The 26024-nt window shown below is 55.7% G+C and carries 19 protein-coding genes; 14 read left to right on the forward strand and 5 right to left on the reverse strand.

Annotated features, from left to right (window positions below):
* Positions 1-147: 147 nt before the first annotated feature.
* The 7 genes from ACMYSO_RS22245 to ACMYSO_RS22275 all read left to right on the forward strand — a co-directional run bounded on the left by ACMYSO_RS22245 (position 148) and on the right by ACMYSO_RS22275 (position 8507).
* A complete protein-coding gene (locus ACMYSO_RS22245) occupies positions 148-2412 on the forward strand; it encodes a ComEC family protein (protein WP_434667935.1) in 2265 nt (754 codons plus the stop codon).
* A 36-nt stretch (positions 2413-2448) separates the two neighbouring features.
* Positions 2449-4197 (forward strand): lipid A ABC transporter ATP-binding protein/permease MsbA, encoded by a 1749-nt coding sequence (gene msbA / locus ACMYSO_RS22250; RefSeq protein WP_434667938.1) that lies wholly within the window; start codon positions 2449-2451, stop codon positions 4195-4197.
* Positions 4194-5183 (forward strand): tetraacyldisaccharide 4'-kinase, encoded by a 990-nt coding sequence (gene lpxK / locus ACMYSO_RS22255; protein WP_434667941.1) that lies wholly within the window; start codon positions 4194-4196, stop codon positions 5181-5183. Before msbA ends, lpxK begins: the two co-directional genes overlap by 4 nt.
* Positions 5184-5215: 32 nt before the next feature.
* A complete protein-coding gene (locus tag ACMYSO_RS22260) occupies positions 5216-6445 on the forward strand; it encodes a winged helix-turn-helix domain-containing protein (protein ID WP_434667944.1) in 1230 nt (409 codons plus the stop codon).
* Between the two features lie 103 nt (positions 6446-6548).
* A complete protein-coding gene (gene ycaR / locus ACMYSO_RS22265; protein ID WP_123756174.1) occupies positions 6549-6731 on the forward strand; it encodes a protein YcaR in 183 nt (60 codons plus the stop codon).
* Positions 6728-7474 carry a 3-deoxy-manno-octulosonate cytidylyltransferase gene (kdsB, locus tag ACMYSO_RS22270; RefSeq protein WP_434667947.1) on the forward strand — a complete coding sequence of 249 codons (747 nt, stop codon included), beginning with the start codon at positions 6728-6730 and terminating at the stop codon, positions 7472-7474. Before ycaR ends, kdsB begins: the two co-directional genes overlap by 4 nt.
* 139 nt (positions 7475-7613) lie before the next feature.
* The gene (locus tag ACMYSO_RS22275; protein ID WP_434585716.1) at positions 7614-8507 is read left to right on the forward strand and encodes a YcbJ family phosphotransferase; all 894 of its coding nucleotides are present in this window, start codon (positions 7614-7616) and stop codon (positions 8505-8507) included.
* Here ACMYSO_RS22275 and elyC read toward each other — a convergent pair.
* Entirely contained in the window at positions 8484-9263 is a 780-nt protein-coding gene (gene elyC / locus ACMYSO_RS22280; RefSeq protein WP_434667950.1) for an envelope biogenesis factor ElyC, read from the reverse strand. The two genes, ACMYSO_RS22275 and elyC, sit on opposite strands and share 24 nt — an antisense overlap.
* Before the next feature lie 121 nt (positions 9264-9384).
* Here elyC and cmoM point away from each other — a divergent pair, with 121 nt between their 5' ends.
* The 7 genes from cmoM to ACMYSO_RS22315 all read left to right on the forward strand — a co-directional run bounded on the left by cmoM (position 9385) and on the right by ACMYSO_RS22315 (position 19990).
* Positions 9385-10164, forward strand: a complete 780-nt coding sequence (gene cmoM, locus ACMYSO_RS22285; protein WP_434667953.1) for a tRNA uridine 5-oxyacetic acid(34) methyltransferase CmoM — start codon at positions 9385-9387, stop codon at positions 10162-10164.
* Positions 10165-10167: 3 nt separating this feature from the next.
* Entirely contained in the window at positions 10168-11490 is a 1323-nt protein-coding gene (gene mukF, locus ACMYSO_RS22290) for a chromosome partition protein MukF (RefSeq protein WP_032688584.1), read from the forward strand.
* Positions 11471-12175, forward strand: a complete 705-nt coding sequence (mukE, locus tag ACMYSO_RS22295) for a chromosome partition protein MukE (protein ID WP_123756179.1) — start codon at positions 11471-11473, stop codon at positions 12173-12175. The genes mukF and mukE overlap by 20 nt, the downstream gene beginning before the upstream one ends.
* A complete protein-coding gene (mukB, locus tag ACMYSO_RS22300) occupies positions 12175-16623 on the forward strand; it encodes a chromosome partition protein MukB (RefSeq protein ID WP_434667956.1) in 4449 nt (1482 codons plus the stop codon). Before mukE ends, mukB begins: the two co-directional genes overlap by 1 nt.
* 183 nt (positions 16624-16806) lie before the next feature.
* The gene (gene ldtD / locus ACMYSO_RS22305) at positions 16807-18597 is read left to right on the forward strand and encodes a L,D-transpeptidase (RefSeq protein WP_434667959.1); all 1791 of its coding nucleotides are present in this window, start codon (positions 16807-16809) and stop codon (positions 18595-18597) included.
* A 180-nt stretch (positions 18598-18777) separates the two neighbouring features.
* Positions 18778-19329 (forward strand): YcbK family protein, encoded by a 552-nt coding sequence (locus ACMYSO_RS22310; protein WP_123756250.1) that lies wholly within the window; start codon positions 18778-18780, stop codon positions 19327-19329.
* A 13-nt stretch (positions 19330-19342) separates the two neighbouring features.
* Positions 19343-19990 carry an MBL fold metallo-hydrolase gene (locus ACMYSO_RS22315; protein ID WP_174508505.1) on the forward strand — a complete coding sequence of 216 codons (648 nt, stop codon included), beginning with the start codon at positions 19343-19345 and terminating at the stop codon, positions 19988-19990.
* A 63-nt stretch (positions 19991-20053) separates the two neighbouring features.
* Here ACMYSO_RS22315 and ACMYSO_RS22320 read toward each other — a convergent pair whose 3' ends face one another.
* The 4 genes from ACMYSO_RS22320 to pncB all read right to left on the reverse strand — a co-directional run bounded on the left by ACMYSO_RS22320 (position 20054) and on the right by pncB (position 26024).
* Complete coding sequence (locus ACMYSO_RS22320) at positions 20054-21244, reverse strand: amino acid aminotransferase (RefSeq protein WP_434667962.1); 1191 nt, start codon at positions 21242-21244, stop codon at positions 20054-20056.
* A 186-nt stretch (positions 21245-21430) separates the two neighbouring features.
* Positions 21431-22516 carry a porin OmpK35 gene (ompK35, locus tag ACMYSO_RS22325; RefSeq protein WP_434667965.1) on the reverse strand — a complete coding sequence of 362 codons (1086 nt, stop codon included), beginning with the start codon at positions 22514-22516 and terminating at the stop codon, positions 21431-21433.
* A gap of 590 nt (positions 22517-23106) precedes the next feature.
* Positions 23107-24507 carry an asparagine--tRNA ligase gene (gene asnS, locus ACMYSO_RS22330; RefSeq protein ID WP_434585710.1) on the reverse strand — a complete coding sequence of 467 codons (1401 nt, stop codon included), beginning with the start codon at positions 24505-24507 and terminating at the stop codon, positions 23107-23109.
* A 314-nt stretch (positions 24508-24821) separates the two neighbouring features.
* On the reverse strand, positions 24822-26024 hold the full coding sequence (pncB, locus tag ACMYSO_RS22335; RefSeq protein ID WP_434667968.1) for a nicotinate phosphoribosyltransferase: 1203 nt from the start codon (positions 26022-26024) through the stop codon (positions 24822-24824).

Below are 26024 nucleotides of genomic sequence, written 5' to 3' on the forward strand. Positions count from 1 at the left end.
TGCCTGCAATTTGCCGCTCCTCGCAATTTGTCCTCCGCTTTTGCAGTAATCCTGCCGACGCTGCGGAAACCGCAATCCAGAATCGTAGAAAGGCAGCTGACGCTCTCTCGCATTCACGTAATACTTCCCGCCAACAGGGAGGTAACCATGCGTTTATCACAGCTGGCAGCGTGCGCCATAACCGGAATATCCCCGCTGTTGATACTGCCGGTTTTGCCGACACTAACCACCATTCAGGGATGCATCCTCGGGGCCATCGCGCTCTCATTTTCCCGTCATGGTGTCGTACGCTACCTGGCTCTGACCATCCTCTTTTTTGCATGGGGCATGCTGAGCGCTCACCAGGCGCTATGGCCAACCCTCGCATTAGCCGGTAGCCACCCGTCAGTTGAGATAACGCTGACCGCGACCGACGCCGAGACGACCCATCAGGGGATTATCACCCATGCGAACGGGCAGCGGCTGTTTCCGGCCCCGGGTGTTACGTTGTATGGCAATCCTCTGCCCATTACTCCTTGTGCCGGGCAGCGCTGGAAGATGGCGGTCCGGCTTCGTCCGGTCCATAGCCAGCTTAATGCTGGAGGCTTTGACAGCCAGCGCTACGCGCTATCACAGCATCGTTCTCTGAGCGGCCGCTTCACCTCAGCGCAAGCTCTCGACCCTGAATGCAGCTATCGGGCACGTTTTCTGACATCGCTAGGTCGTACCCTTGAGACGTTCCCCTGGCAATCAGTGATCCTCGGGCTCGGCATGGGGGAGAGGCTGGTGATACCCGGGGAGATCAAACGCCTGATGCAAGAGACCGGAACGTCTCATCTGATGGCGATTTCTGGTCTGCATATCGCGTTAGGCGCACTGCTGGGTGGACTAGCTGTACGTGGCCTACAGTTCTTTTTTCCTTGCCGATGGATCAACTGGAAAACGCCGTTACTCGCAGGCCTGATCTGTGCGTTCGGTTACTCCTGGTTGACCGGTATGCAGCCGCCGGCCTTGCGAACCTGTGTTGCTCTGGGCACAGCGGTAGGCCTACGTCTCTCGGGAAAACGATGGTCATCCTGGCAGGTGTGGTTATGCTGTATTGGCGCAATTTTGTTTGTCGATCCGCTGGCAGTATTGTCGGACAGCCTGTGGCTTTCGGTATTCGCTGTCGCAACGCTGATTTTCTGGTACCAGATTGTGCCCGTGTCGTTGCACAGCTGGCGCTGGCCGCTACGGCAGATACTGGCATTAAGTCACCTGCAGCTTGGCCTGATGTTTTTACTGCTGCCCATTCAGATTGTTATTTTCCACGGCATCAGTCTGACCTCCTGGCTGGCTAATCTTATTGCCGTGCCGCTGGTCACCTTTGTTATCGTTCCCTGTATTCTGGGAGCCATGTTGCTGCATCTCAGTGGCCCCGGATTTATCGAGATGGTGTTGTGGCAGCTGGCTGACCGTCTACTGGCTGGATTATTCTGGTTTTTACGTCTGCTGCCGTCAGGGTGGCTGAGCCTGGATTTTCGTTGGGCAGGAGTGAGCCTGTTGCCCTGGTTGTTGCTCCTTATCTGGCGTTTTCATGCCTGGCGTTCGCTCCCGGCGCTGTGCTTCAGCAGCACGGTGCTGTTGAGCTGGCCTTTTTGGCGTCCGTTGCCGCAAGGGGAGTGGCGGGTCACGATGCTTGATGTCGGGCAGGGGCTGGCGCTGGTTATCGAGCGCGAAGGGGCGGCAATTCTCTATGATACCGGACTGGCCTGGCCCGGTGGTGATAGCGGGCAGCAGATTATTATCCCGTGGTTGCGCTGGCATAACCTGCGCCCTGAGGGGATTATTTTGAGTCATGAGCACCTCGATCATCGCGGTGGACTGAATGCACTGTTGAAGGCCTGGCCCGGCCTGTGGATCCGCAGCCCGCTTGGTTGGCAGGGGCATCTCCCGTGCCGGCGAGGTGAAAGCTGGCGCTGGCAAGGATTGACCTTTCGTGCACTCTGGCCGCTCCCAGGGGCAAACACGGCGGGCAATAATCGCTCCTGCGTGGTGCGCATTGACGATGGCAAACACAGCATTCTGCTAACCGGAGATATTGAAATTCCAGCAGAACGAGCGATGATGAGTCACTACTGGCAGCATCTTGCGTCTACACTTATCCAGGTCCCGCATCATGGCAGCAATACGTCGTCTTCCCTCGCACTGTTGCAGCGGGTTGGCGGAGCGGCGGCAATGGCTTCGGTGTCGCGATACAATGCCTGGCGCATGCCATCAGATAAGGTTGTGCAGCGCTACCGGCAGCAAGGTTACCGGTGGCTCGATACGCCCCATCAGGGGCAAATAACGGTTATTTTTTCCGCAGAAAGCTGGCAAATCCACGGTTTACGAGATCAACTTTTACCGCGTTGGTATCATCAGTGGTTTGGCGAGACCGTGGATAACGGGTAGAATATGCGGCTATTTCAACATAAGCTGGTTTATTGAATGCAGAACGATAAAGATCTCTCCACGTGGCAGACCTTCCGCCGACTCTGGCCGATTATAGCGCCATTTAAACCCGGACTGATCGTCGCGGCAGTTGCGTTAGTCTTTAACGCAGCGAGTGATACCTTCATGCTATCGCTTCTTAAACCGTTACTGGATGATGGTTTTGGTAAAACGGATCGCTCGGTGCTGCTATGGATGCCGCTGGTGGTGATTGGCCTGATGGTGCTGCGTGGTATCACCAGCTACATTTCAAGCTATTGTATTTCCTGGGTTTCCGGAAAAGTGGTCATGACGATGCGTCGTCGTCTGTTCAGCCATATGATGGGAATGCCGGTCTCTTTCTTTGATAAGCAGTCTACGGGGACGTTGCTGTCACGTATTACCTATGACTCCGAGCAGGTGGCATCGTCCTCTTCCAGCGCGTTGATTACCGTGGTGCGGGAAGGCGCCTCGATCATCGGTCTGTTTGTGATGATGTTCTACTACAGCTGGCAGCTGTCGCTGATCCTCATCGTGCTGGCGCCTATCGTCTCCATCGCGATTCGTGTGGTCTCCAAGCGTTTTCGTAATATCAGTAAAAATATGCAGAATACGATGGGGCAGGTGACCACCAGCGCTGAACAGATGCTGAAAGGCCATAAAGAAGTGCTGATGTTTGGCGGCCAGGGAGTAGAAACCAAGCGTTTTGATAAGGTCAGCAACAAGATGCGTTTGCAGGGGATGAAAATGGTCTCCGCCTCGTCAATCTCTGACCCTATCATTCAGCTGATTGCCTCGCTGGCGCTGGCGTTTGTTCTCTATGCGGCGAGCTTCCCAAGCGTGATGGAAACGCTGACCGCCGGTACGATCACCGTGGTGTTCTCTTCGATGATTGCCCTGATGCGTCCGCTGAAATCACTGACTAACGTCAACGCCCAGTTCCAGCGCGGTATGGCGGCCTGTCAGACGCTGTTTGCTATCCTCGATTCCGAGCAGGAAAAAGACGAAGGTAAGTTGGTGATTGAGCGTGCGAAGGGCAACCTTGAGTTCAACAATGTCACCTTCACCTACCCAGGGCGTGAAACGCCGGCGCTGCGCAATATCGACCTGAACATTCAGGAAGGTAAAACGGTTGCTCTGGTCGGGCGTTCCGGGTCGGGCAAATCGACCATCGCCAGCCTGATTACCCGCTTTTATGATATCGATGAAGGCCAGATTAAGCTGGATGGTCACGATCTGCGTGAATATACCCTGGCCTCTCTGCGTAATCAGGTGGCGCTGGTGTCGCAAAACGTCCATCTGTTCAACGATACCGTGGCGAACAACATCGCCTACGCTCGTACGGACGAGTACAGCCGCGAGCAGATTGAGGAAGCCGCGCGGATGGCCTATGCGATGGACTTTATCAGCAAAATGGATAACGGCCTTGATACCGTTATTGGTGAGAATGGCGTCCTGCTCTCCGGCGGTCAGCGCCAGCGTATTGCTATCGCGCGAGCGCTGTTGCGTAACAGCCCGATTCTGATCCTCGACGAAGCAACCTCGGCGCTGGATACCGAATCTGAACGCGCCATCCAGGCGGCACTGGACGAACTGCAAAAAAACCGCACTTCGCTGGTGATTGCGCACCGTCTGTCTACCATCGAGCAAGCCGACGAAATCGTCGTGGTAGAAGATGGCCGCATCGTAGAACGTGGCAGCCATGCCGATCTGCTGGAGCATCGTGGCGTCTATGCCCAACTGCATAAGATGCAGTTTGGCCAATGATTGCCCGAATCTGGTCCGGTGAGTCGCCGCTATGGCGGCTGTTGCTCCCGCTCTCCTGGCTGTATGGCCTGGTGAGTGGGCTGATTCGCCTCAGCTACCGGCTGGGGCTGAAGAAAGCCTGGCGCGCGCCGGTTCCAGTGGTGGTTGTCGGTAACCTGACCGCCGGGGGCAACGGTAAGACACCGGTGGTTATCTGGCTGGTGGAACAACTCCAGCAGCGCGGCATTCGCGTTGGTGTGGTGTCTCGCGGCTATGGCGGGAAAGCAGCAAGCTATCCGTTGCTGCTGGGCGCCAGCACCAGTACCGCCGAGGCCGGTGACGAGCCGGTGTTGATTTCTCAACGTACCGGAGCGCCGGTTGCCGTCTCGCCGGTTCGCAGCGATGCGGTACGCGCTCTGCTTGCGGCCCACGATCTCCAGATCATTGTTACCGATGACGGCCTGCAACACTATAAACTGGCGCGGGACAAAGAAATTGTGGTGATTGACGGCGTGCGTCGTTTTGGCAATGGCTGGTGGCTACCGGCCGGGCCGATGCGCGAACGCGCATCACGCTTGCAGAGTGTCGACGCCATCATCGTGAACGGCGGCGTGGCGCGAACGGGTGAGATCCCGATGCAATTGCGTCCGGGACAGGCTGTAAATTTACTCAGCGGTGAACGGCGTGATGTGGCCTCATTTGACAATGTTGTCGCCATGGCCGGAATCGGCCATCCTCCGCGGTTCTTCGCCACCCTGGAAAGCTGCGGCGTACAGCCGGTGAACACCGTGGCACTGGCAGATCATCAGGCGCTGACCCAGGCGAGCGTTTCCGCTCTCGTGACGGCACAGCAAACGCTGCTGATGACTGAAAAAGACGCGGTGAAATGCCGCGGTTTTGCCGACGCGAACTGGTGGTATTTGCCCGTCGACGCCATAATGGCGGATGAACGCGCTCAGCAGCTGCTGACGGAACTGGTCGCGCTGGCGCAACGTAAGCCTCAATAACGCTGTGCCGGAGTCCTTCACGGAGAACCTGCATGTCGGTATTACAACTTTCACTTAAAGACGCCCGCCATCTCCATCTTGCGGCACAGGGGTTACTGAAAACGCCCCGGCGTCGTGCTCGTGCCAGTGATATTCTTCCCACCATCCAGCAGATGTCGCTGCTGCAAATCGATACCATCAACGTCGTCGCCCGTAGCCCCTATCTGGTGCTTTTTAGTCGTCTCGGTAACTATTCGCCAGCCTGGCTGGAAGAGGCGCTGCGCAGCGGCGAACTGATGGAGTACTGGGCCCATGAAGCCTGCTTTTTACCCCGCAGCGATTTTGCCCTGGTACGCCACCGCATGCTGACGCCGGATAATATGGGCTGGAAGTACCACAAAGGATGGATGGCTGAACATGCCACCGATATTCGACAGCTGCTGGAGCATATTGCTCAGAATGGCCCGGTACGTTCCGCCGATTTTGAACACCCGCGCAAAGGTACCAGCGGCTGGTGGGAGTGGAAACCGCATAAACGCCATCTGGAAGGGCTGTTTACCGCCGGGAAAGTCATGGTTGTCGAACGACGTAATTTTCAGCGGGTGTACGACCTGACGCATCGTGTGATGCCGCACTGGGATGATGAGCGCGACGCGCTGTCGCAAGCCGACGCCGAAGCACTGATGCTGCGTAATAGCGCCCGCAGCCTCGGTATTTTCCGTCCCCAGTGGCTGGCCGATTACTACCGGCTGCGTCAGCCTGCATTGCCGGCGCTGCTCAAGCGCTGGCAGGACGAGGGACTGGTGACGCCGGTGAACGTTGAAGAGCTTGGCGAAATGTGGCTGCATCACGAAGCGCGATCGCAGCTTGAATCCGCGCCCGCAGGCAAACTCACCGCCAGTCATAGCGCCGTGCTCTCACCGTTTGACCCGGTGGTCTGGGATCGTAAACGCGCCGAACAGCTATTCAATTTCAGCTACCGCCTTGAGTGCTATACCCCGGCGCCTAAACGTCAGTATGGCTACTTTGTGCTACCGCTGCTGCATCAGGGCAAACTGGTGGGCAGAATGGACAGCAAAGTGCATCGTAAAACCGGGGTACTGGAAATTATCTCGCTGTGGCTGGAAGAGGGAGTAAAGGTTAGCGCCGGGCTGGAAAAAGGGCTGATACGTGCAATAGAAGCCTTTGCCCGCTGGCAGTCGGTGCAGCACATCACTCTGGGTCGTCTGCCGCCGGAGCTGTTTGCTGACCGGCGTCAGGGCTGGGAAATCGTCTCAGCCTGACCCCCTGGCGATGGCTCGCGTAGCCATTGCCGCAAACGGATCCCTGAGCTTGTCATCATGTGATATGCTGCTGCGGAATCTATTCGGTCCATCAGGAGGAACTATGGATCACCGTTTATTAGAAATCATCGCCTGTCCTGTCTGCAACGGTAAACTCTACTACAGCCAGGATAAGCAAGAGCTGATCTGTAAAATTGACAGCCTGGCCTTTCCGCTGCGTGACGGCATTCCCGTATTGCTGGAAACCGAAGCCCGCGCATTAGCCGTCGGAGAGAGCCACTCATGAGTTTCGTGGTCATTATTCCTGCCCGTTTTGCCTCCACACGTTTACCGGGAAAACCGTTACAGGATATCAACGGTAAGCCGATGATCGTGCACGTGCTCGAACGTGCGCGTGAGTCCGGGGCTGAACGTATTATCGTCGCGACGGATCATGATGAGGTGGCGCGTGCGGTAGAAGCCGCCGGGGGCGAAGTGTGCATGACGCGCGCTGACCATCAGTCCGGCACTGAACGTCTGGCCGAGGTTGTCGAAAAATGCGGCTTTAGTGACGACACCATCATCGTCAATATTCAGGGTGATGAGCCGATGATCCCGCCGGCGATTGTGCGCCAGGTGGCGACGAATCTGGCGGCCAATACCTGCGGTATGGCGACGCTGGCGGTGCCGATTCATGATGCCGAAGAAGCTTTTAACCCCAATGCGGTGAAAGTGGTGATGGATGCGCAGGGCTACGCGCTCTACTTCTCCCGTGCCACGATCCCGTGGGATCGCGATCGTTTTGCGCAGTCGCGCGAGACCATTGGCGATTCGTTGTTACGTCATATTGGGATTTACGGTTATCGCGCCGGCTTTATCCGTCGCTACGTCAGCTGGGCACCAGGCCCGCTGGAGCAGATTGAAATGCTGGAGCAGCTGCGCGTGCTGTGGTACGGCGAAAAAATCCATGTTGCAGTGGCGGAAGTGGTTCCCGGCACCGGTGTCGATACGCCGGAAGATCTGGCCCGCGTTCGCGCAGAGCTACGATAATCTCCTCATCCCCTCCATCGAGAGGGGATATCCTCAGGCTGTTTTTCCATACTATTTGCCCCAAATTTGATCTTACCCGATGACATCCCTGCGGCTGGCGCTCATTATGAAACCAGTAGTATTCACAGGGGTAATCTGAATGGAACAGTTGCGAACCGAACTGAGCCACCTGCTGGGAGAAAAGCTCAGCCGCGTGGAGTGTGTCAGCGAGAAGCCCTTGTCGGCGCTATGGTCGCTCTACGATGCACAGGGAAATCCGTTACCGCTGCTGGCGAGGAGCTTCACCACGCCCGGCATTGCCCGCCAGCTGGCCTGGAAAATATCGATGCTTGCACGCAGCGGTACCGCGCGGATGCCGGTAGTGTACGGCGTGTTAACCCATGAGGAGCATCCCGGGCCCGATGTGCTGTTGATTGAACGACTGCGCGGCGTGTCCGTGGAGGCGCCAGCCCGGACGCCGCAACGCTGGGACCAACTACAGGAGCAGATCGTTGAAGCCCTGTTGGCCTGGCATCGGCATGACAGCGGCGGCTGCGTTGGCATGGTCGACAGCACTCAGGAAAACCTGTGGTCGAACTGGTATCGCCAACGGGTAGAGATGCTATGGAGTACGCTAAACCTGTATCAGGACACTGGCCTGACGATGCAGGACAAACGGATCCTGTTCCGCTCCCGGGAGTGCCTCCCGGCGCTATTTGAAGATTTCAGTGATAACTGCGTGCTGGTGCACGGGAGCTTCACGCTGCGCAGTATGTTGAAAGACCCGCGTAGCGATCAGCTGCTGGCAATGGTTGGGCCGGGCATGATGCTCTGGGCGCCACGTGAATACGAGCTGTTCCGACTGTCTGACGGCGGGCAGGCGGAACAACTGCTGTGGCACTATTTGCGCCGTGCGCCGGTGTCGGAATCTTTCGTCTGGCGGCGCTGGCTCTATCTGCTGTGGGATGAGGTGGACAACCTGGTCAATACCGGGCGCTTTGACCGCACCCGGTTTGATCTGGCGGCTAAATCACTCCTGCCCTGGCTCGCCTGATACCCCTTTTAGCCACTGCCAGAGGCGTCCCAGCGTTTCGTACCCGACACGATCGCTGTGCATCAGCCATACCGGCGACGGGATCGCGCGCTCCCACGGGTTGAGCGGCGATTCAATCGCCAGCTGATTAGCCGGTGCCGGCAGCGGATTGAGCCCGGCATGGCGGAAGAAAATCATCGCTCTGGGTAAATGCGACGCGGAAGTCACCAGCAGGAAAGGGGCATCACCGATGGCCAGTTTGACCGCGGCGGCTTCCTCTTCCGTATCTTTCGGGCTATCGAGAACCATTATTTCGCTGCGTGGGACGCCAAGGCTTTGCGCCACCCTGGCGCCGGCCTCAGCCGTGCTGACCGGGTTGGTTTTCGCCGCGGCGCCGGTAAAGATCATCTTCGCTCCCGGATTTTCCTGCCACAGTCGGATCCCTTCAGCCAGTCGCGGCAGGCTGTTGTTGATCAGGTTAGAGCTGGGTGCCCAGTCCGGATTCCAGGTATATCCGCCGCCGAGCACCACCACATACTGAACCCGTTCGCTGCCGCGCCATGTTGGATACTTGTCCTCGATAGGCTTGAGCAAACCATCGGCCACCGGCTGCAGACTGAGTGCAACCAACAGCAGCCAGCCAACGCTGACGCATACTTTTCCGGTTCGTTGGAAACGGCTGAACCACAGCAGCGCGATGCCTGCGGCAATCAGCAACAGCAACAGGGGAAGCGGCAGCATCATGCCGCCCAAATACTTTTTCAGAGTAAAAAGCATGCCAGGTGGTTCCTTTTTTAACCATATAACCAAAGTTATGCCCGGATCTTATAACAGATCGCTACATTCTCCGCGTGGGTATGACAAAATAGCGGTTTTGTTTTGGCAGGTGGGGTCGCCGGTGAAGGATCGTAATTTCGATGACATGGCTGAAAAGTTTTCGCGCAATATCTACGGCACCACCAAGGGCGAACTGCGCCAGGCGATCCTCTGGCAGGATCTCCACCCGTTACTGAGCCAGCTTGGCCCAGGCCCTTTGCGGGTCCTTGATGCGGGCGGTGGGGAAGGCCAGACGGCGATAAAAGTAGCGGAAATGGGCCATCATGTGACGTTATGCGATCTCTCTGGCGAAATGGTGGCTCGCGCCCGACAGGCGGCTGTCGATAAAGGTGTGATCGACAACATGCATTTTGTACAATGCGCTGCTCAGGATATTGCGCAGCATTTGGAAACCCCAGTCGATCTGGTACTGTTTCATGCGGTACTGGAATGGGTGGCGGAACCGCAGGAGATGCTGCGCGCGCTGTGGTCCGTTATCAGACCCGGCGGTGCATTGTCGCTAATGTTCTACAATGCTAACGGTCTGCTGATGCACAATATGGTGGTCGGGAACTTCGACTACGTACAGCTTGGTATGCCGAAAAAGAAAAAACGCACGTTGTCGCCGGACTATCCGCGCTCACCGCAGCAGGTTTATGGCTGGTTGGAAGAGCAGGGCTGGCACATTACCGGGAAAACCGGCGTGCGGGTGTTTCATGATTATCTGCGTGAAAAACGCAAACAGCGCGACGATTTTGCGGCGCTGCTGGAGCTGGAGACGCGCTACTGTCGCCAGGAGCCGTATATCAGCCTGGGTCGCTACATTCATGTCACAGCGCTTAAGCCGCAGATGCAAGGATAAACTATGAGTGAATTTTCCCAGACAGTCCCCGAACTGGTTGCCTGGGCCAGAAAAAATGATTTTTCTATTTCGCTGCCGGTGGACAGACTCTCTTTTCTGCTGGCGGTTGCTACGCTGAACGGCGAGCGGCTCGAAGGGGAAATGACTGAGGGAGAACTGGTGGATGCGTTCCGCCACGTCAGTGATGCGTTTGAGCAGACCAGCGAAACCATCAGCCAGCGCGCCAATAACGCGATCAACGATATGGTGCGCCAGCGTCTGCTGAACCGCTTTACCAGCGAAATTACGGAAGGTAATGCGATTTATCGCCTGACGCCGTTGGGTATCGGCATTACCGACTACTATATTCGCCAACGCGAATTCTCTACTCTGCGCCTGTCTATGCAGCTGTCGATCGTTGCCGGTGAGCTTAAGCGCGCCGCCGATTCCGCTGAAGAGGGCGGCGATGAGTTTCACTGGCATCGCAACGTCTTTGCGCCGTTGAAATACTCGGTGGCTGAGATTTTCGACAGTATCGACCTGACGCAGCGCATCATGGATGAGCAGCAGCAGCTGGTTAAAGATGATATCGCTCAGCTGTTGAATAAAGACTGGCGTGCGGCGATCTCCAGCTGTGAACTGCTGCTGTCAGAAACCTCAGGCACGCTGCGTGAGCTGCAGGATACGCTGGACGCAGCAGGCGACAAGCTGCAGGCAAACCTGTTGAGAATTCAGGACGCGACAATCGCGCGCGATGATTTGCATTTTGTTGACCGCCTGGTTTTCGATCTGCAAAGCAAACTCGACCGCATCGTCAGCTGGGGCCAACAGGCTATCGACCTGTGGATCGGCTACGATCGTCACGTCCATAAATTTATCCGTACCGCTATCGATATGGATAAAAACCGCGTGTTCGCCCAGCGTCTGCGCCAGTCGATTCAAACCTACTTTGATGCACCGTGGGCATTGACCCACGCCAGCGCCGATCGTCTGCTGGATATGCGTGATGAAGAGATGGCGCTGCGCGACGAAGAGGTCACCGGGGAACTTCCGGCCGATCTAGAGTACGAAGAGTTTAACGAAATTCGCGAACAGCTTGCCGCGCTGATTGAAGCACAGCTGGTGGTCTATAAAGATAAAGGTGTGCCGCTGGATCTGGGTCTGGTGGTGCGCGAATATCTGGCGCAGTATCCGCGAGCTCGCCATTTTGATGTGGCGCGAATCGTTGTCGATCAGGCCGTTCGCCTGGGCGTCGCACAAGCAGATTTCACCGGACTGCCGGCAAAATGGCAGCCGATTAATGATTACGGAGCCAAGGTACAGGCGCATGTCATCGACAAATATTGAACAAGTGATGCCAGTTAAACTGGCGCAGGCGTTGGGCAATCCGTTATTTCCGGCGCTGGATAGCGCCTTGCGTGCAGGCCGCCATGTGGGTCTGGACGAGCTGGATAATCACGCATTTTTGATGGATTTCCAGGACTACCTGGAAGAATTTTACGCTCGCTATAACGTTGAGCTGATTCGCGCGCCGGAAGGGTTTTTCTATCTGCGCCCGCGTTCCACCACGTTGATTCCGCGTTCCGTGCTGTCCGAGCTGGATATGATGGTTGGCAAAATTCTTTGCTATCTCTACCTCAGCCCGGAGCGTCTGGCCAATGAAGGGATCTTTACCCAACAGGAGCTGTACGATGAGCTGTTGAGCCTGGCCGACGAAGCCAAGCTGCTGAAGCTGGTAAACAACCGCTCCACCGGTTCGGATCTCGACCGCCAGAAGCTGCAGGAAAAAGTCCGCGCTTCGCTTAACCGTCTGCGCCGTCTGGGCATGGTCTGGTTTATGGGCCATGACAGCAGCAAATTCCGCATTACCGAATCGGTGTTCCGCTTTGGCGCTGACGTGCGCGTGGGCGACGATCCGCGCGAAGCGCAACTGCGTATGATTCGCGACGGCGAAGCGATGGCGCTGGAAAATCATCTGCAGCTTCATGACGAAAATGAAGAGCATCAGCCGGATAGCGGGGAGGAAGAGTAATGATTGAACGCGGTAAATTTCGCTCGCTAACGCTGGTTAACTGGAACGGCTTTTTTGCCCGAACCTTCGATCTGGATGAGCTGGTCACGACCCTCTCCGGCGGTAACGGGGCCGGGAAATCAACCACTATGGCGGCCTTCGTCACGGCGTTGATCCCTGACCTGACCCTGCTGCACTTCCGTAACACCACCGAGGCCGGCGCCACCAGTGGTTCGCGCGATAAAGGCCTGCACGGTAAGCTGCGCGCCGGGGTCTGTTATTCGGTGCTGGACGTTATCAACTCCCATCATCAGCGCGTGGTCGTGGGCGTGCGCCTGCAGCAGATCGCCGGTCGCGATCGTAAAGTGGATATCAAGCCCTTCGCGATCCAGGGGCTGCCGATGGCGATTCAGCCAACCCAGCTGCTGACCGAGACCCTGAACGAACGCCAGGCGCGTGTTCTGAGTCTCAATGAGCTGAAAGAAAAGCTCGAAGCGATGGAAGGGGTGCAGTTCAAGCAGTTCAACTCGATCACCGATTATCACTCGCTGATGTTCGATCTGGGCGTGGTCGCCCGTCGTTTACGCTCGGCCTCTGATCGTAGTAAATACTATCGCCTGATTGAAGCTTCGCTGTATGGCGGCATCTCCAACACCATTACCCGCTCGCTGCGCGACTATCTGTTGCCGGAAAACAGCGGCGTGCGTAAGGCGTTCCAGGATATGGAAGCCGCGCTGCGTGAAAACCGCATGACCCTTGAAGCGATCCGGGTGACGCAGTCCGATCGTGATCTGTTTAAACACCTGATCAGCGAAGCGACGAACTACGTGGCGGCGGACTACATGCGTCACGCCAACGAACGTCGGGTGCATCTGGACAAAGCGCTGGAGTACCGTCGCGACCTGTTTACCTCACGGGCGCAGCTGGCGGCAGAGCAGTATAAGCACGTCGATATGGCCCGCGAACTGCAGGAGCATAACGGCGCAGAGGGCGATCTGGAAGCCGATTATCAGGCGGCCAGCGACCATCTGAATCTGGTGCAAACCGCACTGCGCCAGCAGGAAAAAATCGAGCGCTATGAAGCGGACCTCGAAGAGCTGCAGATTCGTCTTGAAGAGCAGAATGAAGTGGTCGCAGAAGCGACCGATCTGCAAGAAGAGAACGAAGCCCGCGCAGAAGCCGCTGAACTGGAAGTGGATGAGCTGAAAAGCCAGCTTGCTGACTACCAGCAGGCGCTGGACGTGCAGCAGACCCGGGCGATTCAGTACAACCAGGCGCTACAGGCGCTGGAGCGTGCGAAAGCGCTGTGCCATTTGCCGGATTTAACCCCGGAAAGCGCCAGTGAATGGCTGGAAACTTTCCAGGCGAAAGAGCAAGAAGCGACGGAGAAAATGCTGTCGCTGGAACAAAAAATGAGCGTCGCGCAAACGGCGCACGGTCAGTTTGAACAGGCTTATCAGCTGGTGGCGGCGATTAATGGCCCACTGGCGCGAAATGAAGCCTGGGACATCGCGCGCGAACTGCTGCGTGATGGCGTGAATCAGCGACATCATGCCGAGCAAGCGCAAGGGCTGCGTAGCCGCCTGACCGAGCTGGAACAGCGCCTGCGCGAACAGCAGGACGCCGAACGTCAGCTGAGCGATTTCTGCAAGCGCCAGGGTAAACGCTACGACTTTGACGAGCTGGAAGCCCTGCATCAGGAGCTGGAAGCGCGTATCGCCTCGTTGTCCGATAGCGTCTCTTCTGCCAGCGAGCAGCGCATGAACCTGCGTCAGGAGCTGGAGCAGCTGCAATCGCGCACCCAGTCTCTGCTGCGTCGTGCGCCGGTCTGGCTGGCTGCACAGAACAGCCTTAACCAGCTCTGCGAGCAGAGCGGCGAACAGTTTGAATCGAGCCAGGACGTCACCGAATATCTGCAGCAGCTGCTGGAGCGCGAGCGCGAAGCGATTGTTGAGCGTGACGAAGTTGGTGCACGTAAACGGGCCATTGACGAAGAGATCGAACGTCTCAGTCAGCCTGGCGGTTCTGAAGACCCGCGTCTTAATGCGTTGGCGGAACGTTTTGGCGGCGTGCTGTTGTCGGAAATTTATGACGATGTCAGCCTCGAAGATGCGCCGTACTTCTCCGCACTGTACGGCCCGTCACGCCATGCGATCGTAGTACCCGATCTGTCGCAGATCACCGAACATCTTGAAGGGCTGGAAGATTGTCCGGAAGATCTCTATCTGATCGAAGGCGATCCGCAGTCATTCGATGACAGCGTATTCAGCGTCGATGAGATGGAAAAAGCGGTGGTGGTTAAGGTCGCCGATCGCCAATGGCGTTATTCACGCTTCCCGACGCTGCCGCTGTTTGGTCGCGCCGCACGTGAAAGCCGTATCGAGAGCCTGCACGCCGAACGTGAAGATTTATCCGAGCGTTTTGCGACCCTCTCTTTTGATGTGCAGAAAACGCAGCGTCAGCATCAGGCCTTCAGCCGCTTTATCGGCAGCCATCTGGCGGTAGCCTTTGAAGACGATCCGGAAGAAGAAATCCGCAAGCTTAACAGCCGCCGTGGTGAGCTGGAGCGCGCGCTGACGACGCACGAAAGTGATAATCAGCAGAACCGGGTACAGTTTGAGCAGGCGAAAGAGGGCGTGTCAGCCCTTAACCGTCTGTTGCCGCGTCTTAGCCTGCTGGCAGACGATACCCTGGCTGACCGGGTGGACGAAATCCAGGAACGTCTGGATGAAGCCCAGGAAGCGGCGCGCTTTATTCAGCAGCACGGTAATCAGCTGGCGAAGCTGGAGCCGATCGTTTCGGTACTGCAAAGCGATCCGGAACAGTTTGAACAGCTGAAAGAAGACTATCTCTATTCGCAGCAGACGCAGCGTGATGCGCGTCAGCAGGCGTTTGCGCTGAGCGAAGTGGTGCAGCGTCGCGCCCACTTCAGTTACTCCGACTCGGCGGAAATGCTGAGTGGCAACAGCGATCTGAACGAAAAACTGCGCCAGCGTCTGGAGCAGGCTGAAACGGAACGTAGCCGCGCCCGTGAGGCAATGCGCAGCCATTCTGCGCAGCTCAACCAGTACAATCAGGTACTGGCCTCGCTGAAAAGCTCTTATGACACCAAAAAAGAGCTGCTGGGCGATCTGTATAAAGAGCTGCAGGAGATCGGCGTTCGTGCCGATAGCGGTGCGGAAGAACGTGCCCGTTCGCGTCGCGATGAGCTGCATACGCAGTTAAGCAACAACCGCGCACGCCGTAACCAGCTCGAGAAAGCACTGACCTTCTGCGAAGCGGAAATGGACAACCTGACCCGCAAGCTGCGTAAGCTTGAGCGTGACTACTGTGAAATGCGTGAGCAGGTAGTGAGCGCCAAAGCGGGCTGGTGTGCGGTCATGCGTCTGGTGAAAGACAACGGCGTCGAACGCCGCCTGCACCGTCGCGAGCTGGCCTATCTCTCTGCGGATGAACTGCGTTCGATGTCGGATAAAGCCCTCGGTGCGCTGCGTCTGGCGGTGTCGGATAACGAACACCTGCGCGATGTGCTGCGTGTTTCGGAAGATCCAAAACGTCCTGAGCGTAAAATTCAGTTCTTCGTCGCCGTTTATCAGCATCTGCGCGAGCGTATCCGTCAGGATATTATTCGCACCGATGACCCGGTTGAAGCGATTGAACAGATGGAGATTGAGCTCAACCGTCTGACGGAAGAACTGACTAACCGCGAACAGAAGCTGGCCATTAGCTCCCGCAGCGTCGCCAACATCATTCGTAAGACCATCCAGCGCGAGCAGAACCGTATCCGTATGCTCAACCAGGGTCTGCAGAGCGTCTCCTTCGGGCAGGTCAACAGCGTGCGGCTGAATGTCAACGTGCGGGAAACCCATTCGACGCTGCTTGACGTGTTGTCTGAACAGCATGAACAGCATCAGGATTTGTTTAACAGTAACCGTCTGACCTTCTCCGAAGCGCTGGCGAAACTGTATCAACGCCTGAATCCGCAGATTGATATGGGGCAACGCACGCCGCAGACCATCGGCGAGGAGCTGCTCGACTACCGCAACTATCTGGAGATGGAAGTGGAAGTCAACCGTGGTTCAGACGGCTGGCTGCGCGCGGAATCCGGTGCGCTGTCGACCGGGGAAGCGATCGGTACCGGGATGTCAATTCTGGTGATGGTTGTGCAGAGCTGGGAAGACGAGTCTCGCCGCCTGCGCGGAAAAGACCTGTCGCCATGCCGTCTGCTGTTCCTCGACGAAGCGGCGCGTCTCGATGCCCGCTCTATCGCCACGCTGTTTGAGCTGTGCGAACGTCTCGAGATGCAGCTGATCATTGCCGCGCCGGAAAACATCAGTCCGGAAAAAGGCACCACCTACAAACTCGTGCGTAAAGTGTTTAATAATCACGAACACGTCCACGTGGTTGGGCTGCGCGGTTTCGCCGCCCAGCTGCCGGAAACGCTGCCGGGAACGGCGGATGCTTCCTGAAAGGGATGATTGATAGATAAAAGGGCGACATGATGTCGCCCTTTTTGTTGTCGGATCTGCTACCGTAACGTTGTATAATCTTTAAACTTCTTTACATTTGGGAAAGCAAAAGCGCTTTCGCCTTCATATACTGAGAGTAAGCCCTAATTTGTGGGCAGCAATGTGTCAACAGGGGGGCAAGGGATGTTGCTAAAGAAACGATATGGTTGTTCATTGTCAGCGCTGAGTTTGAGCCTGGCTCTGGCATTTGCTCCACTGTTCAATGCCCAGGCCGAAGAGCCTGAAGTCGTACCAACGGACAGCTCTGCAACTTTAGGAGAGCTGTCGTCTGCGCTAAGCCAGAGCGTCGGCCAGTCGGCGGCGGTCGCTAAAATGGCCGGCGAGCAGCCTCAGGCTGCCGGTGCCGTAGAGAAAAGTCGCGCCGATATGACAGCACTGCTGCCGGCAGGCTATCAACCAGTGTTTATGAATCCGCTGGTGGCGCTGTATGCGGCCAGGGACATGAAGCCGATGTGGGAGAACCGCGAGGCGGTTCAGGCCTTCCAGCAGCAACTGGCTGAGGTGGCTATCGCCGGGTTTCAACCGCAGTTCACCACCTGGGTGAGCTTGTTGACCGATCCGGCGGTCAGCGGCATGGCACGTGATATCGTGCTGTCTGACGCCATGATGGGCTACCTGCATTTTATCAGCGGCATTCCGGTGCAGGGGAATCGCTGGCTGTATGGCACCAAACCGTACACGATGGCGACGCCGCCGCTGTCGGTGATTAATCAGTGGCAGCTGGCACTGGATAACGGCGCGCTGGTGCCGTTTATTGCCGGGCTGGCACCAACGCATCCGCAATATGAGGCAATGCACCGCGCGCTGCTGTCGCTGGTGGCGGATTCGCGTCCGTGGCCGCAGTTGACCAGCACGACCTCGCTGCGACCGGGCGAGTGGAGTAACGATATTGGCGCGTTGCGTGAAATCTTACAGCGCAACGGTATGCTCGACGATGCGGCTAACATTGCCTTGCCGGGAGATGTCGTCAGCCCGTCGGCGGTGAAGAAGGGTAAAGCAGCGACGCGCGGGGCCTACGACCGTCAGCTCGTCGACGCGGTGAAACGTTTTCAGGCATGGCAGGGGCTGGGCGCCGATGGCGTCATTGGTCAATCGACACGCGACTGGCTGAACGTTTCGGCGGCCCAACGCGCTGGAGTGCTGGCGTTAAATATTCAACGCTTACGTTTGCTGCCGGGCAAACTGTCGACCGGCATTATGGTGAATATCCCGGCGTTTTCACTGGTCTACTATCAGGATGGCAGCCAGGTTCTGGCATCGCGGGTGATCGTCGGTCGCCCGGATCGTAAAACGCCGATGATGAGCAGTGCGCTGAATAACGTGGTGGTTAACCCACCGTGGAACGTCCCGCCGACGCTGGCGCGCAAAGATATTCTGCCGAAGGTGCGTAACGACCCCGGCTATCTTGAACAGCACGGTTATACCGTGATGCGCGGCTGGAACAGCAAAGAGGCGGTTGATCCGTATCGGGTTGACTGGTCGACGATCACCGAAAACAATTTGCCGTTCCGCTTCCAGCAGGCGCCAGGAGCACGTAACTCACTGGGCCGCTATAAGTTCAACATGCCAAGCTCTGATGCCATCTATCTGCACGATACGCCGAACCATAACCTGTTCCAGAAAGATGTCCGGGCGTTAAGCTCCGGCTGCGTGCGGGTAAATAAAGCCTCTGAACTGGCGAATATGCTGCTGCAGGATGCAGGCTGGAACGACTCGCGGATTTCCGATGCGCTGAAGCAGGGCGATACCCGTTATGTGAATATCCGTCAAAATATTCCGGTTAACCTCTACTATTTAACGGCGTTCGTCGGGGCCGATGGACGCATGCAATATCGTACAGATATTTACAATTACGATCTCACCGCGCGATCTGGCGCACAAATTCTGCCAAAAGCGGAACAATTAATCAGGTAAATGAAGTAGTTCAACCAAATTTGTTGTCCTAATACGTGGTAAAAACAGGCTCTGTGCGTCTACAGGGCCTGTGTTTACTGGGGTTAGGCTACCTTGACGTTGGCAATAATGCCCGGTAAGGTGCCTTTCGTGCGCCAGAAGTGCATATATTCGATTCATTTACTTGTAGACCTGATTATCATGGACAAATTTGACGCTAATCGCCGCAAACTGCTGGCGTTAGGCGGGGCTGCACTCGGTGCTGCAGCCATTCTGCCTGCGCCGGCATTTGCCACCCTCTCGACCCCCCGACCGCGTATCCTGACGTTGAATAACCTGCATACTGGTGAATCACTCAAGGCGGAGTTTTTCGATGGCAGAGGCTATATTCAGGATGAATTAGCAAGACTTAATCATTTCTTCCGCGATTTCCGCGCGAATAAAATTAAGACTATCGATCCGAGTTTGTTTGATCACCTCTATCGTCTGCAGGGATTACTTGGCACGAATAAACCTGTCCAGCTCATCTCGGGCTATCGTTCACTCGATACCAATGATGAGCTTCGCGCACGAAGCCGTGGTGTAGCTAAACATAGCTATCACACCAAGGGGCAGGCCATGGATTTTCATATTGAAGGCATTTCGTTAAGCAATGTTCGCAAAGCGGCGTTATCTATGGGCGCAGGTGGTGTAGGATACTACCCACGTAGCAATTTTGTGCATATTGATACCGGTCCGGTCAGGCACTGGTAACGAAAGGAGCATCATGAACTATCGTATTATTCCGGTCACCGCGTTCGCTCAGAACTGTTCTTTAATCTGGTGTGAACAAACCCGGCTCGCCGCACTGGTCGATCCGGGCGGCGACGCCGAGCGAATCAAACAGGAAGTGACCGCCGCGGGCGTTAGCCTGATGCAGATTTTGCTCACCCATGGTCATCTCGATCACGTTGGTGCGGCGGCTGAACTGGCGCAGCATTATGGTGTGCCAGTTATCGGTCCGGAAAAAGAAGATGAGTTCTGGCTGGAAGGGCTACCAGCGCAAAGCCGGATGTTCGGTCTGGAAGATTGCCAGCCGCTGCAGCCGGATCGCTGGCTCAATGAAGGCGACGTGGTCAGCGTAGGGAATGTCTCTTTGCAGGTACTGCACTGCCCGGGGCATACGCCTGGACACGTTGTCTTTTTTGATGATGCTTCACGCTTGCTGATTTCCGGCGATGTGATTTTCAAAGGGGGCGTCGGGCGCAGCGATTTCCCGCGCGGCGATCACGGGCAACTGATCGATGCGATTAAACGTAAATTATTGCCGTTGGGTGATGATGTGACGTTTATTCCCGGTCACGGTCCGATATCGACGCTTGGCTATGAGCGCCTGCACAACCCCTTCCTGCAGGATGAAATGCCGGTCTGGTAATTTATCGTGTGGGGAATGTAATAAAGGCCGCATCAGCGGCCTTTATTTTTTCTGCCGGCGAGATTACAGCACGGCGACGATCGCTTCACACAGCGGTGCCATGTTGTCTGGGGTCATACCCGCTACGTTGATACGCCCGGAAGCCACGGCGTAGATACCGAACTCTTCACGCAGACGCAGCACCTGCTCTTTGGTCAGGCCGCTAAACGAGAACATGCCGTTTTGCTTGATGATGAAAGAGAAGTCACGGCTGGCGCCTTTTTCCTGCAGCGTATTAACAAACAGCAGACGCATGCGCTGAATGCGCTGGCGCATATCGGTCAGCTCTTGCTCCCAGATTGCACGCAGTGCGTCATTGCTGAGGATTGTGGCGACCACAGAAGCACCGTGAGCTGGCGGGTTGGAGTAGTTGGCGCGGATCACCGACTTCATCTGGCTGAAAGCACGGTCAACGGTATCAGCATCGGCGGCCACCAGCGTACAGGCACCCACACGCTCGTTATACAGACCAAAGTTCTTCGAGTAGGAGCTGGCAACCAGCAGCTCTTTATGCAGTGCAACGAATGCACGCAGACCTTCAGCGTCTTCCTCCAGACCACGGGCAAAGCCCTGGTAGGCGAAATCGAACAGCGGCAGCCAGCCTTTTTCGACGGACATCTGTGCCAGCTGTTGCCACTGCTCCAGCGTCGGATCGATACCGGTTGGGTTATGGCAGCAACCGTGGAACAGAACAACGTCACCCGCCTGGGCTTCGCTGAGGCTTGCCAGCAGGCCGTCAAAATCCAGCGCGTGGTTGGCCGCATCGTAATAGGTGTATTCGCATACTTCCAGACCCGCGGAGTTGAACACGCTCTTGTGGTTCGGCCAGCTTGGATTGCTTACCCAGACGCGTTTCGCCGAGGTATTTTTCGCCAGGAAGTCTGCGGCAACGCGCAGAGCGCCGGTGCCGCCTGGAGTCTGAGCGGTACGTGCGCGCTTATCGCTGACGATTGAGCTGCCTTTACCAAACAGCAGCTCCTGGGTGCAGCGGCCAAACTCCGGAATACCGTCGATACCCAGATAGTTTTTAGTGGTTTCATTTTCCAGCAGGTACTGCTCTGCTTTTTTGACACTGGTCAGGACCGGGGTTTTACCCGTTTCATCTTTGTAAACACCAATTCCGAGGTTAATTTTAGTCGGACGGTCATCGGCACGAAACAGATCGGCCAGGCCTAAAATGGGGTCAGCAGGGGCGGCAGTAATGTTCTCAAACATGACGAGGTTCCATTGTGATTACTGAGGGAATTTCGCTATCAGGGTAACGGGAGATTTACAAATTGCCAACCGTTTGCGACAAAAAGCGAGAAGGTTTTCGAAAGTTACGATCTTTATCTTACTAAATGAGAAAAGCAGGACCGAAGTCCTGCTTTTTAGGCATATCACGAAGGGGTGTACTGCAGATTAGAACTGGTAAACGATACCAACAGCTGCCTGGTCGTCGGTAGCAACGCCAGCAGTTTTGGTGTAATCGTTGTCGTCCAGCAGGTTGAATTTGTATGCTGCGTAGACGTTCATGTTCTTGTTGAAGTAGTACCAGGTACCCACTTCGACGTATTTAACCAGGTCAGCATCGCCGCCGGAGAAGCCGGTACGGCCCTGCAGGTTTTTACCTTTAGTCTGAACGTAGCCGATGGACGGACGCAGACCGAAGTCGAACTGGTACTGAGCAACGGCTTCAAAGTTCTGAGTTTTGCCTGCGAAGTAGTTGTCCTGGTTTTCCGGAGTCATGTTGTAAGTCTGGGAGTACATCACTGCCGCGTAGATGTTGTTCGCATCATACTTCGCAGAAGTTGCCCATGCTTCAGCTTTGTCGCCGTTGCCATCAGCTTTCTGGTCTACGCTACGGTTAGAGCTTGCGTAGCCAGCAGACAGCGCGATACCGTTGTCAAACGCGTAGGTTGCGGCGGTGCTGAAACCGTCGCCGTTCTGTTTGTGAACGTTACGAGAGCTGGCGTCGTTTTTACCCTGGTACTGCAGCGCGAAGCTCAGGCCGTCAACCAGACCGAAGAAGTCAGAGTTACGGTAGGTTGCAACGCCGTTGGTACGACCGGTCATGAAGTTGTCGGTGTAGTTCCAGCCATCGCCGCCCCACTCAACCAGCATATCGGTTGCCGCTTCAACGTCGTAGATCGCACCGTAGTTACGGCCGTAGTCGAATGAACCGTATTCACCCGCTTTCAGACCGGCGAATGCCAGACGAGTTTTAGTCCCCTGGGAACCTTCAACGTTGGACGCGTCCATGTTGTATTCCCACTGGCCGTAACCGGTCAGTTGGTCGTTGATCTGGGTTTCGCCTTTCAGGCCGATACGAGCATAGGTGGTGTCGTCGCTGCTGGTGTCACCGTTGGTGGTCCAGACGTGCTCGCCAACCATTTTTCCGTAGAAATCCAGTTTGTTGCCGTTTTTGTTATAGATTTCTGCAGCATTCGCTGCGCCGGCTACCAGCAGGGCAGGGATTACCACTGCCAGAATATTGCGCTTCATCATTATTTATTACCCTCATTAATATTTTTATATGAACACTTGCCACTGCCGCCAATACATTCTGTCAATAAAAACTTACAGAACCATTGATGATAGTTTGGTGTCTGAAGGCATCTTTCCATCCGCGCCAGCGTTTCGCTAGCCTGAAAATGCTACCAATGTCGCATATGAGTAACAATAAGAAAGAGTATGTAACAAAATGTGTTTTTTGGGGAACTTTGTGAACTCAATCAAAATTCCGTTCCACTTTGCTCACTAAATCATCCACCCATATATATCTATATGAATTAATTATGATTAATTTAGATAAAGCTACAATTGTGTATTTTATGTGTGCATTTCGCTTTTTTTTCGCTCAGCGTTTGTCTTTGCATCTTGTGCTGCGAGAGGTTAAAAAATGAACAAAATTATCAGGTGTTTCATCGCGGAATGAACATAAGGTGCGATTTATCCTTACTCAATGAGTCGTAATAGTGAGTAACATAAATGTGACGCGGAAGGCTTGATGTTTAGATTAATTAAGACTTGTTAACAAATCTTGACATAAAAAAAGGCCAGCATACGCTGGCCTTTAGGGCAATCAGGAAAAACAATCAGAATGTGGCGCTACGCGGCGTGCGCGGGAACGGAATAACATCACGCACGTTCTGTACGCCGGTGACATAGGCGATCAGACGCTCGAAGCCCAGACCGAAGCCAGAGTGCGGAACGGTGCCATAACGACGCAGATCGCGATACCACCAGTAGTCTTCTTTATTCAGACCCATCTCCGCCATACGGGCATCCAGCACGTCCAGACGCTCTTCACGCTGAGAACCACCGATGATTTCGCCGATACCCGGTGCCAGAACATCCATTGCCGCGACGGTTTTACCGTCTTCGTTAAGGCGCATATAGAACGCCTTGATGTCTTTCGGGTAGTTTTTGACGACGACCGGCGCTTTGAAATGCTCTTCTGCAAGATAGCGCTCATGCTCGGAAGAGAGGTCTACGCCCCAATACACCGGATTTTCAAACTGCTTGCCGCAGTTTTCCAGAATGGTGACGGCATCGGTGTAATCGACCTGGGCGAAATCGGCATCAATAAAGCGTTCCAGACGCGATACGGCTTCTTTATCTACGCGTTCGGCGAAGAATTTCATATCGTCGGCACGTTCTTCCAGTACCGCCTTGAAGACGTACTTCAGCATGGCTTCCGCCAGGCCGGCAACGTCGTTCAGGTTAGCGAATGCCACTTCCGGCTCCAGCATCCAGAACTCCGCAAGGTGGCGGCTGGTGTTGGAGTTTTCGGCGCGGAAGGTCGGGCCGAAGGTGTAGATTTTGGACAGCGCACAGGCATAAGTTTCGCCGTTCAGCTGGCCGGATACGGTCAGGAACGACTCTTTGCCGAAGAAGTCTTTATCGAAATCCACTTTGCCCTGATCGTTGCGCGGCAGGTTTTCCAGATCCAGCGTAGAGACGCGGAACATTTCGCCGGCACCTTCGGTATCGGATGCGGTGATCAGCGGCGTCGATACCCAGAAGAAACCTTGCTCGTCAAAGAAACGGTGCAATGCTTGCGCCAGGGTATGACGAACACGGGCAACGGCGCCAATCAGGTTGGTACGCGGGCGCAGGTGCGCGACTTCACGCAGGTACTCAATGCTGTGACGCTTGGCGGCCATCGGATAGGTATCCGGATCCTCTACCCAACCGGTCACTTCAACGTGGCTGGCCTGGATTTCAAAACTTTGACCCTGGCCCTGGGAGGCAACGATTTTGCCGGTAATGATAACCGAGCAACCAGTAGTCAGGCGCAGCACTTCCTGATTGTAATTGGGCAGAGAATTATTAATAACGGCCTGTACAGGATCAAAGCAGGAACCGTCATAGACGGCCAGGAAGGAAAAGCCAGCTTTTGAATCTCGGCGAGTACGCACCCATCCGCGCACGGTGACTTCGCTGTCAACGGCAACACGGCCCTGGAGTACGTCGGCTACAGGCACAACGCTCATAATAGTCTCTCTATTCGTAGTCCAATAAAAAAAATCGGTATCCCCCGGTGATGGGGGGACATCTATGTTACCTGTCATCTTCCGTCAGACAAGTAGATTTCGCACCGTGAAGGGGAGATTTCGGAAATAAATAAAGGAAAGGAGCCAGAACGGCTCCTTATGATGATTAAGAGCCTATCCCATTAGGCTATTTTATTTGCCATTTTGGCCCTGGGCAGTGCTCACCATCCTCACGTACTGCGTGTACGCTCCGGTGGTTCCGCGCTGTCCGTGGCCAAACTGGCCGCATCAATCTACGCCTACTGGGATAGGCTCTAACTGGCCTTTTTCACCGGCGGCAGATCGAAAGCTTTACGCAGCGCCCGGACAAAGGCTTTATCGTGGCAGATGGTTTTGCCGGGGCTGTCAGAGAGTTTGGCGACTGGCTTGCCGTTACACTCCACGAGCTTGATGACGATATTTAACGGTTTCACCTGAGGAATATCGCAGGTTAAGCGCGTACCAATACCGAAACTGAGATTAACCCGTGATGCGAAGTGGCGATACAAATCCACCGCTTTGGCCAGATCGAGATTATCGGAGAACACCAGCACTTTGCTCAACGGGTCGATCCCCAGCTTGTGGTAGTGCGCGATGGCTTTCTCTCCCCACTCAACCGGATCGCCAGAATCATGGCGCAGGCCCTGATAGCGGGTAGCAAACTCCGGGCCGAAATCCCGCAGGAACGCATCCATGGTAATGCAGTCGGTCAGGGCGATCCCCAACTGGTCGGGATACTCGTCCAGCCATGCCGCCAGTGCTGCGCGCTGGCTGCTGGCCAGGTTAGGACTAATTTGCTGATGCGCCTGGAACCATTCGTGTGCCTGGGTGCCCATTGGCGTCAGATTCAGACGGCGGGCCAGATCGTAGTTGCTGGTGCCGACAAACCACGGCTCCTGCTGCAGGCGTTCAACGATGGCCTGCTGCACCTCACGCGAGAAACGCCGGCGGGTCCCGAAGTCCATCAGACGGAAGCCGCTGAGATCGAGGTCTGCGGTCATCTGCGTGAAATCGACCAGCTTGTGTTCGAGCGTGTCCAGCGCCAAATCGACGCTGATCTCCGGCGAGCGATAATGGTGAACCAGTTCGCTGATTACTGCCAGCAGCGGGACTTCCCACATGATCACTTCGCGCCACGGGCCGGACAGGCGAATATTCAACTTGCCGTTGTCGTTTCTGACGCTGACCTGGCTCGGGTCGTAGCGGAAGTCGCGCAGCCAGTCGAGATAATCCTGAGAAAAGAACGGCAGGGTAGACAGCCAGTGATATTCATCGTCCTGCAGCGTCAGGTCACGCATGGTCTCAACCTGCTCGCGGATCGCATCGGCGTAGATACCGAGTAAATCGTCACCACGGCAGCGGAACTCCGCCGCAACGTGCACATCGTTGTAGCGGTGGAAGACAGCCTGCTGCATATGCAGCTTGTAGGCATCCGTATCAAGCAGCGAGTGCAGTACAGGAGAAGTGAATTGTGTCAT

The organism is Klebsiella sp. B345 (assembly GCF_051131735.1).
Lineage (GTDB): Bacteria > Pseudomonadota > Gammaproteobacteria > Enterobacterales > Enterobacteriaceae > Klebsiella.

What these genes read in the sequence shown, in the direction of transcription:
- ACMYSO_RS22245 (WP_434667935.1), top strand. Translation starts at nt 148, where the DNA reads ATGCGTTTATCACAGCTGGCAGCGTGCGCCATAACCGGAATATCCCCG.
- msbA (WP_434667938.1), top strand. Translation starts at nt 2,449, where the DNA reads ATGCAGAACGATAAAGATCTCTCCACGTGGCAGACCTTCCGCCGACTC.
- lpxK (WP_434667941.1), top strand. Translation starts at nt 4,194, where the DNA reads ATGATTGCCCGAATCTGGTCCGGTGAGTCGCCGCTATGGCGGCTGTTG.
- ACMYSO_RS22260 (WP_434667944.1), top strand. Translation starts at nt 5,216, where the DNA reads ATGTCGGTATTACAACTTTCACTTAAAGACGCCCGCCATCTCCATCTT.
- ycaR (WP_123756174.1), top strand. Translation starts at nt 6,549, where the DNA reads ATGGATCACCGTTTATTAGAAATCATCGCCTGTCCTGTCTGCAACGGT.
- kdsB (WP_434667947.1), top strand. Translation starts at nt 6,728, where the DNA reads ATGAGTTTCGTGGTCATTATTCCTGCCCGTTTTGCCTCCACACGTTTA.
- ACMYSO_RS22275 (WP_434585716.1), top strand. Translation starts at nt 7,614, where the DNA reads ATGGAACAGTTGCGAACCGAACTGAGCCACCTGCTGGGAGAAAAGCTC.
- elyC (WP_434667950.1), bottom strand. Translation starts at nt 9,263, where the DNA reads ATGCTTTTTACTCTGAAAAAGTATTTGGGCGGCATGATGCTGCCGCTT.
- mukF (WP_032688584.1), top strand. Translation starts at nt 10,168, where the DNA reads ATGAGTGAATTTTCCCAGACAGTCCCCGAACTGGTTGCCTGGGCCAGA.
- mukE (WP_123756179.1), top strand. Translation starts at nt 11,471, where the DNA reads ATGTCATCGACAAATATTGAACAAGTGATGCCAGTTAAACTGGCGCAG.
- mukB (WP_434667956.1), top strand. Translation starts at nt 12,175, where the DNA reads ATGATTGAACGCGGTAAATTTCGCTCGCTAACGCTGGTTAACTGGAAC.
- ldtD (WP_434667959.1), top strand. Translation starts at nt 16,807, where the DNA reads ATGTTGCTAAAGAAACGATATGGTTGTTCATTGTCAGCGCTGAGTTTG.
- ACMYSO_RS22310 (WP_123756250.1), top strand. Translation starts at nt 18,778, where the DNA reads ATGGACAAATTTGACGCTAATCGCCGCAAACTGCTGGCGTTAGGCGGG.
- ACMYSO_RS22315 (WP_174508505.1), top strand. Translation starts at nt 19,343, where the DNA reads ATGAACTATCGTATTATTCCGGTCACCGCGTTCGCTCAGAACTGTTCT.
- ACMYSO_RS22320 (WP_434667962.1), bottom strand. Translation starts at nt 21,244, where the DNA reads ATGTTTGAGAACATTACTGCCGCCCCTGCTGACCCCATTTTAGGCCTG.
- ompK35 (WP_434667965.1), bottom strand. Translation starts at nt 22,516, where the DNA reads ATGATGAAGCGCAATATTCTGGCAGTGGTAATCCCTGCCCTGCTGGTA.
- asnS (WP_434585710.1), bottom strand. Translation starts at nt 24,507, where the DNA reads ATGAGCGTTGTGCCTGTAGCCGACGTACTCCAGGGCCGTGTTGCCGTT.
- pncB (WP_434667968.1), bottom strand. Translation starts at nt 26,024, where the DNA reads ATGACACAATTCACTTCTCCTGTACTGCACTCGCTGCTTGATACGGAT.